Here is a 6,459-nt window from a genome sequence, read left to right as displayed (position 1 = left end):
TCGTACTGCCGTCCGACTCCTGGAAGTGACGAGTCTCCTGGACGATTTCGCCACCGGCCTGGAGAACCGCTGCCTGCCTCCGCATCTCGTACCGAACAGCCACCTCGACGCTCTTGAGCGAGTTGACGTTCTTGGTCTCGGTGCGCGTGCCGAACTCCGACGCCGTCTTCTCCATGAGTGAGACGTTCGCGTCGCAGCGGAGCGAGCCCTGGTCCATTCGGACATCCGACACGTCGAGTGCTTTCAGCAGGTCCCGCAGGGCTGTGACGTAGGCGCGGGCGACCTCCGGTGCGCGCTCACCAGTACCGGTGATGGGCTTGGTCACGATCTCGACGAGCGGAACCCCGGCACGGTTGTAGTCGAGCAGCGAATGGCTGGCGCCCTCGATACGTCCGGTCGCGCCGCCGACGTGTGTGGACTTGCCGGTGTCTTCTTCCATGTGCGCGCGCTCGATCTGAACACGAAACGTGCTGCCGTCGTCCAGCAGAACGTCGAGGTAGCCCTCGGTGGCGATCGGCTCGTCGTACTGGGAGATCTGGTAATTCTTCGGCTGATCCGGGTAGAAGTAGTTCTTCCGCGCGAAGCGGCCCCACGGCGTGATCGAGCAGTTGAGAGCCAGCCCGATCCGAATGGCCGACTCGACGGCAGCGGCGTTGACCACCGGCAGTGCCCCCGGCAGGCTCAGGCAGACCGGGCACACCTGCGTGTTCGGTTCGGCTCCGAAAGCCGTCGGGCATCCGCAGAACATCTTGGTGGCTGTGCCCAGTTCGACGTGGACCTCCATACCCAGAACCGGGTCGAAACGGGAAATCACGTCGTCGTAATCGATCAGATCGACCATGGAAGCAGTCATGGTTGCAGAGTTTATGCGCTGGCGAGAACGCGCGAGTAACCCCGGGTGCTCGCTACGGTCGTACGGAGACGGACACCTCGAGGCAGACCCTGTACATGACCGTGCTGATGACTCCGGATATGTTCTCCGGCAACGTGCACGGCGGCACGATCCTCGAGTTTCTCGGTCTACCCGACGAACCCGCTCACCCGAAGAACGCAGCTGCGTCGACGTAGCGGCTCTCGGGAACACGCTTGAGTTGCTTGACCGCTTCGTCGAGGGACACGAGGCCGATTTCGGAGCCGCGCAGCGACACCATCTTCCCGAAGTCGCCTGCGTGGGCCGCGTCGACCGCATTGACACCGAACCGCGTGGCGAGCACTCGATCGTAGGGCGTCGGCGTTCCGCCGCGTTGGACGTGCCCGAGAACGGTGGTGCGAACTTCCTTGTTGATCCTGCGCTCGATCTCCTCGCCGAGTTGGTGCGCGACGCCGGTGAACCTGACGTGCCCGAACTCGTCGATGCCGCCGTCGAGCAACGACATCGAGCCTTCCTTCGGCTTGGCGCCTTCGGCGACGACGCAGATGAAGTGAGAGTCGCCGCGCTGGAACCGCTTGCGCACCAGATCGCACACCTCGTCGACATCGAACGGTTGCTCGGGGATGAGCGTCATGTGTGAACCGGATGCCAGCCCCGCGTGCAGCGCGATCCAGCCGGCGTGCCGGCCCATCACCTCGACGAGCATGACGCGCTGGTGCGATTCGGCGGTGCTGTGCAGCCGATCAATGGCATCGGTGGCAATGGTCAGCGCGGTGTCGAATCCGAACGTGACGTCGGTGCAGTCGATGTCGTTGTCGATGGTCTTCGGCACGCCGACCACCGGCACACCTTCCTCCGAGAGCCAGTTCGCCGCCGTCAACGTGCCCTCGCCGCCGATCGGGATCAACACGTCGATGCCGTTGTCGTCGAGAGTCTGCTTGATTCGATCCAACCCGGAGCGCAACACATCGGGGTTGGTTCGGGCGGTCCCGAGCATGGTGCCACCCTTGGTCAGCAACCGGTCGTTTCGATCGTCGTTGCGCAACTGGATGCGGCGGTCTTCGAGCAGCCCACGCCACCCGTCCTGGAAGCCCACCACCGTCGACCCGTATCGCGCATCGGCGGTGCGGACGACCGCCCTGATCACTGCGTTGAGGCCAGGGCAATCGCCACCCCCGGTGAGAACTCCGATGCGCATCGATTTTCCGCCTCTCGTCGACTCCATACCCTCAACCGTAATCTTGCCGCGGCGATCGAGCGCGCCGGCGGTCGCCGGAGCAAGCCGGTCGGGCGAGGTCACCGGCGAGCGCGATCAGCCCGGGGTGACGACGCCGGTCTCGTAGGCCAGCACGACCGCCTGTGCGCGGTCTCGCAGGTTCAGCTTGCCCAACACCTTGCCCACATGGGTCTTGACTGTCTGTTCCGCAACGAACAGGGCACCGGCGATCTCGGTGTTCGACATGCCCCTCGCGATCAATTCGAGCACCTCGCGCTCGCGCGGAGTCAGCACCGCCAGAGTCGAGGGGTGGGTGCGCGGCGCGGTGCGGCGCGAGGTGACATCCGCGATGAGTCGGCGCGTGACAGAGGGCGCGAGCAACGCCTCCCCCGCGGCAACGACGCGCACCGCCCGGACCAGCTCGTCGGCAGGTGCGTCCTTGAGCATGAATCCGCTCGCTCCGATGGTGAGCGCCTCGTACACGTAGTCGTCGATGTCGAACGTCGTGAGCATCAGGATTCGAGCCGGCGATTCGAGGGAAGCGCCGATGATGGCACGCGCCGCATCGAGCCCGTTCATCAACGGCATGCGGACGTCCATGAGCACGACGTCGGGACGCAGACGCTTGCACTCGGCGACGGCATCCACGCCGTTCGCCGCGTCACCGACAACGCTGATGTCCTGCTGGGCCGCTAGCAACGCGCCGAAGCCCTGCCGCACCATTGCCTGGTCGTCGGCGATGAATACCGTGATGGCCACAGGTGACACCCTATGCCGTGGTTATCGGGTGGCAGTGATGCCGTGGTTCAGATGGCCGTACCGACACTGGAAACCGCGGCATTCCCCGCGCTGGACGGGGCCGAAGCCGAGGACGGCAACCGCGCCACCACCTCGAAACCACCGTCCGCACGGGCCCGTGCATCGAGCCGACCCGATACCCCGAGGGCTCGATCAGCCATCCCCCGTATGCCGTGCCCACCGGTGGTCGAGTCGATCGTCACCGGTGTGCCGGAACGCGGTGCACCGTTGATCACTTCGAGGTAGACGACGTCGGCACCGTAGTCGAGTCGCACCCGCACGTCCGTCCCCGGTGCGTGCCGCGAGGCATTGGACAGCGACTCCTGAAGGATGCGATAGAGCGTCAAACCTGTTGTTGCAGAAACACTGTGTAGATCACCCGTCGACTCCCAACCGAGTCGAACCCCCGCGCGCACACTGCTCTCCAGAAGCGCCTGAATGTCGGCGACGCCCGGCGCGGGGGCATCGGTGACGACACCGTCGCTGCGCAACACACCGAGCATGCCCCTGATCTCGTTCATGGCTTCCCGCGCCGTTGCGCCGATCGACTCGAATTCGGCTGCTGCACTGGGTGATACGTTATCCAAGCGGTACGGCGCACTTTGCGCCTGCACGACCACCAGCGACATGTGATGCGCCACAACGTCGTGCAGATCGCGGGCTATCTTCGCCTTCTCCTCGAGAATCGTCCTTCGCGCACGTTCGAGTTCGCTGACTTCCTCCTGTTTCGCCAGCTGGCGACGCGACAACACGAGCCACCGAACGAGCAGACCGAACGCGACGATTGCGCTCAGTCCCACCGCCCACCCGACACCGTCACTGCCCGGGGTGAAGGCAAGGAACAACAGCACGGTGGCGGCCAAGGTGACAGCGACGATCGGAATGGCGCACCGCAGTGCAACAGCCAGGACGAGCGTCAACAAAACCATGATGTGGGTGACCTGCCACGGGTAGTCGTAGCCGACCACTCGATCGAACGCCACCGGCACGACCAACGCGGAGGCGGCGGAAATCGCCCATCCCAGTGCCGGATTGGCTCGGGCGAGAACGAGCGGGAACACCGCGAGCGCCGACACTATCGGCATGATCGGGGCGGCGACCTGATGCGTCAGTGGCAGAGTCGGCCAGGCGACCGCGTACATGATCAACGTGACGACGACCAACGAGACGTCCGTTCGTCTGCCCCTGGGAATGCGGCGCGTGATTTTCGGCAACGCACTGCGCCGCTTGCTCTTCTGGGATGATTCGGTGTTACCCACAGAAACGATTCTAGGAACCACGCGCCCGAAAGTCGTCATACCCAGGAGTGAGGTCTTCCTGGCCCCTCGGTACCGGTCGATGATCGACGCGCCACTACGGGACCGGTACGGAACGGCACCTCGGACCGATTACTCAACCGGGTTCGCGTTCATAACGTCGCTGATCATGAAACACAGATCGGGGAACTGGCCGGTACGAATCGGCATCGGAGCGCTCGTCGCGGGCGCACTCTTCGGCATCGGCGCCGTCACCTCGACGCCGCGAGCCGACGCCGCCGACGCCGCCGACGCGGCACTCGGCCTCGTGAACGCCGCTCACCCCGGTGCATCGACCGTGGCCATCGACGCACTCGACACCACCGGTGCCCACGCTGCGGCCGCACTTATTCCGAGCGGCTTCACGGCGAAATTCGGATACACACCGACCATCGCCAACGGAATGCTGGTCAATCCGAATGGCGGCTGCTCCTCCCCCGTACCACTGCCCACCGAATTCGACAACGCCTGCAAAGCACACGATCTCGGGTACGACCTACTCCGCTTCGGAGAGGCTGCAGACTCGCCCTTCCTCGCCCAGAACCGCAAGAACCTCGATGCACTCCTCGGGCGAACCATGCACCGGTCCTGCGACGATCGGGGTACACTCGCCTCGCGGACAGCCTGTCACCTCGTGGCCGAAATCGCCGCCACGGCAGTCGAACTCAACTCCTGGAGGCAGGGCTACCACGCACCCGCGCCCGAGCCCGGCCTCCCCTACCTCCTCGCCGGAGCAATCGGTGCAGGCGTCCTCACCGTCGCCGTCGGGGCCATCCCGTCCGCACAGCTCCGCGCGTCGGCGGTAGCAGCATGAGCACCGACACCGGCATCCAGCACACCCCGACCCGACAAACCCTTCCGCAGGCTCCACTCCCGCCTACAAAAGTCATTCCGCAGGCTCCACTCCTGCCTACAAAAGTCATTCCGCAGGCTCCACTCCTGCCCCCTCGCGTGGCCACCTCGATCATCCTGGCCTGCGCGGTCGTCGCGTCCTTGGCACCGTCGCTGCTTCCGCGGTCGTCTCCGACGCAGGCCGTGGTGACCGGAGTATTCGCAGCATGCGCGCTGGCCCTGTCCGCCGGCACGCACCGGATCACCAGAAAACTCGTTGCACTCTCTCCCCGTCCACTCCTGCGTGGCGTGGCTGCTACGGCCGGATCGCTCACGGTCGCTGCCGCGGGAACGGTGAACGCCCACTGGCAGAACTCGCTGCGCGCGGCTATGGAAACCGACTCGACGACGCCGCTGCACTGGATCGAAGTGCTGTGCGGATCCATATCGGTGTGCGCCGTCCTCGTCGTCGTCGGCGTCGGCGCGTTCCGAGCATGCCGCGCATTGGGTTGGATCAAAGTGTTTGCAGCGCTGTTGGTGTCGGCAGCTGCCGGCGTCGTAATTGTGGCTCCGATGACGACGGCGTCGTTCGTCGAGCGTCACCGTATCGCTGACGCAGCGGTCGACAGCTCGCACGACATCCCTTCGTCGTCCTCGAGATCGGGCAGTGCAAACTCGCTCGTTTCGTGGGACGCACTCGGCCGAGAAGGACGTAAGTTCGTCTCCGGCGGCACCGACGGCTCGGCGGTGCGTACCTACGTCGGATTGGCGGCCGCGCAGACCGTCGCTGAGCGGGCCCGCCTCGCTGTCGCCGATGTCGCTCACGCGGGGGGATTCGACAAGTCACACGTCGTGGTAGCCGTCCCGACCGGGTCCGGGTGGATCGACGACAATGCGGTCTCGGGAATCGAGGAGCGGTTCGCCGGCGACGTTGCGACGGTGGCGGCTCAGTATTCGAACCAGCCGAGCTGGGCCACGTTTCTGTTCGCCGAGGACAGCGCGAAGGAATCGGCAACTGCGGTTCTCGATGCGATCGGCACGAGGGTCGCGGCCATGGACGAAGCAGCTCGGCCGAAGGTGTACGTCTACGGCCAGAGTCTGGGCTCGATCGGGGGTAGTTCTGCGGTGGCACAGCTGCCCGCGGGTGTCTGTGGCGCGTTGTGGGCCGGCCCACCGGCGGGTGAGGTCGCTACGGGAGGTGCGGTGATATTGGCCAATTCGTCCGACCCGGTGGTGTGGTGGTCGAGTGACTTACTGCTGTCCTCGCCGGATCTGCGCTCGACGCGAAGGGATGCCCCGGTGCCGCAGTGGATGCCGGTGATCAGCTATCTGCAGACGACCGTGGACATGGTGTCCGCGCTGGATGCACCGGCCGGACACGGACACCGTTACGGGCGCGACCAGGGCCTGTCGTTACCCGACTGCTCGTAGTGCGTGGGGCGCGACCG

The 6,459-nt window shown here is 65.3% G+C and carries 6 protein-coding genes and 1 pseudogene; 3 read left to right on the top strand and 4 right to left on the bottom strand.

Features of this window, described 5'->3' with window-relative positions:
* A partial coding sequence (gene gatB, locus WBQ44_RS18505; RefSeq protein WP_495568129.1) for an Asp-tRNA(Asn)/Glu-tRNA(Gln) amidotransferase subunit GatB occupies positions 1 to 853 on the bottom strand: 853 nt, incomplete at its 3' end.
* Between the two features lie 95 nt (positions 854 to 948).
* Here gatB and WBQ44_RS18500 point away from each other — a divergent pair.
* A pseudogene (locus WBQ44_RS18500) lies at positions 949 to 1,017 on the top strand (acyl-CoA thioesterase); the annotation flags it as partial.
* Between the two features lie 20 nt (positions 1,018 to 1,037).
* On the opposite strand, the gene WBQ44_RS18495 reads toward WBQ44_RS18500, so the two are convergent.
* The 3 genes from WBQ44_RS18495 to WBQ44_RS18485 form a co-directional block, all read right to left on the bottom strand.
* Positions 1,038 to 2,069, bottom strand: a complete 1,032-nt coding sequence (locus WBQ44_RS18495; RefSeq protein WP_495568131.1) for an ATP-dependent 6-phosphofructokinase — start codon at positions 2,067 to 2,069, stop codon at positions 1,038 to 1,040.
* A 114-nt stretch (positions 2,070 to 2,183) separates the two neighbouring features.
* Entirely contained in the window at positions 2,184 to 2,846 is a 663-nt protein-coding gene (locus WBQ44_RS18490) for a response regulator (RefSeq protein WP_495568128.1), read from the bottom strand.
* Between the two features lie 47 nt (positions 2,847 to 2,893).
* Positions 2,894 to 4,027: a sensor histidine kinase gene (locus WBQ44_RS18485; protein WP_495568130.1), complete on the bottom strand. Its 1,134-nt coding sequence runs from the start codon at positions 4,025 to 4,027 to the stop codon at positions 2,894 to 2,896.
* A 283-nt stretch (positions 4,028 to 4,310) separates the two neighbouring features.
* Here WBQ44_RS18485 and WBQ44_RS18480 point away from each other — a divergent pair, with 283 nt between their 5' ends.
* Complete coding sequence (locus tag WBQ44_RS18480; protein ID WP_495568127.1) at positions 4,311 to 4,994, top strand: phospholipase A2 family protein; 684 nt, start codon at positions 4,311 to 4,313, stop codon at positions 4,992 to 4,994.
* Positions 4,991 to 6,442 (top strand): alpha/beta-hydrolase family protein, encoded by a 1,452-nt coding sequence (locus WBQ44_RS18475; protein ID WP_495568126.1) that lies wholly within the window; start codon positions 4,991 to 4,993, stop codon positions 6,440 to 6,442. The genes WBQ44_RS18480 and WBQ44_RS18475 overlap by 4 nt, the downstream gene beginning before the upstream one ends.
* Positions 6,443 to 6,459: the final 17 nt, after the last annotated feature.

The sequence above is a fragment of the Rhodococcus sp. (in: high G+C Gram-positive bacteria) genome, assembly GCF_049591685.1.
Classification (GTDB): domain Bacteria; phylum Actinomycetota; class Actinomycetes; order Mycobacteriales; family Mycobacteriaceae; genus Rhodococcoides.
This window is presented reverse-complemented; position numbering and strand designations above follow the sequence as displayed.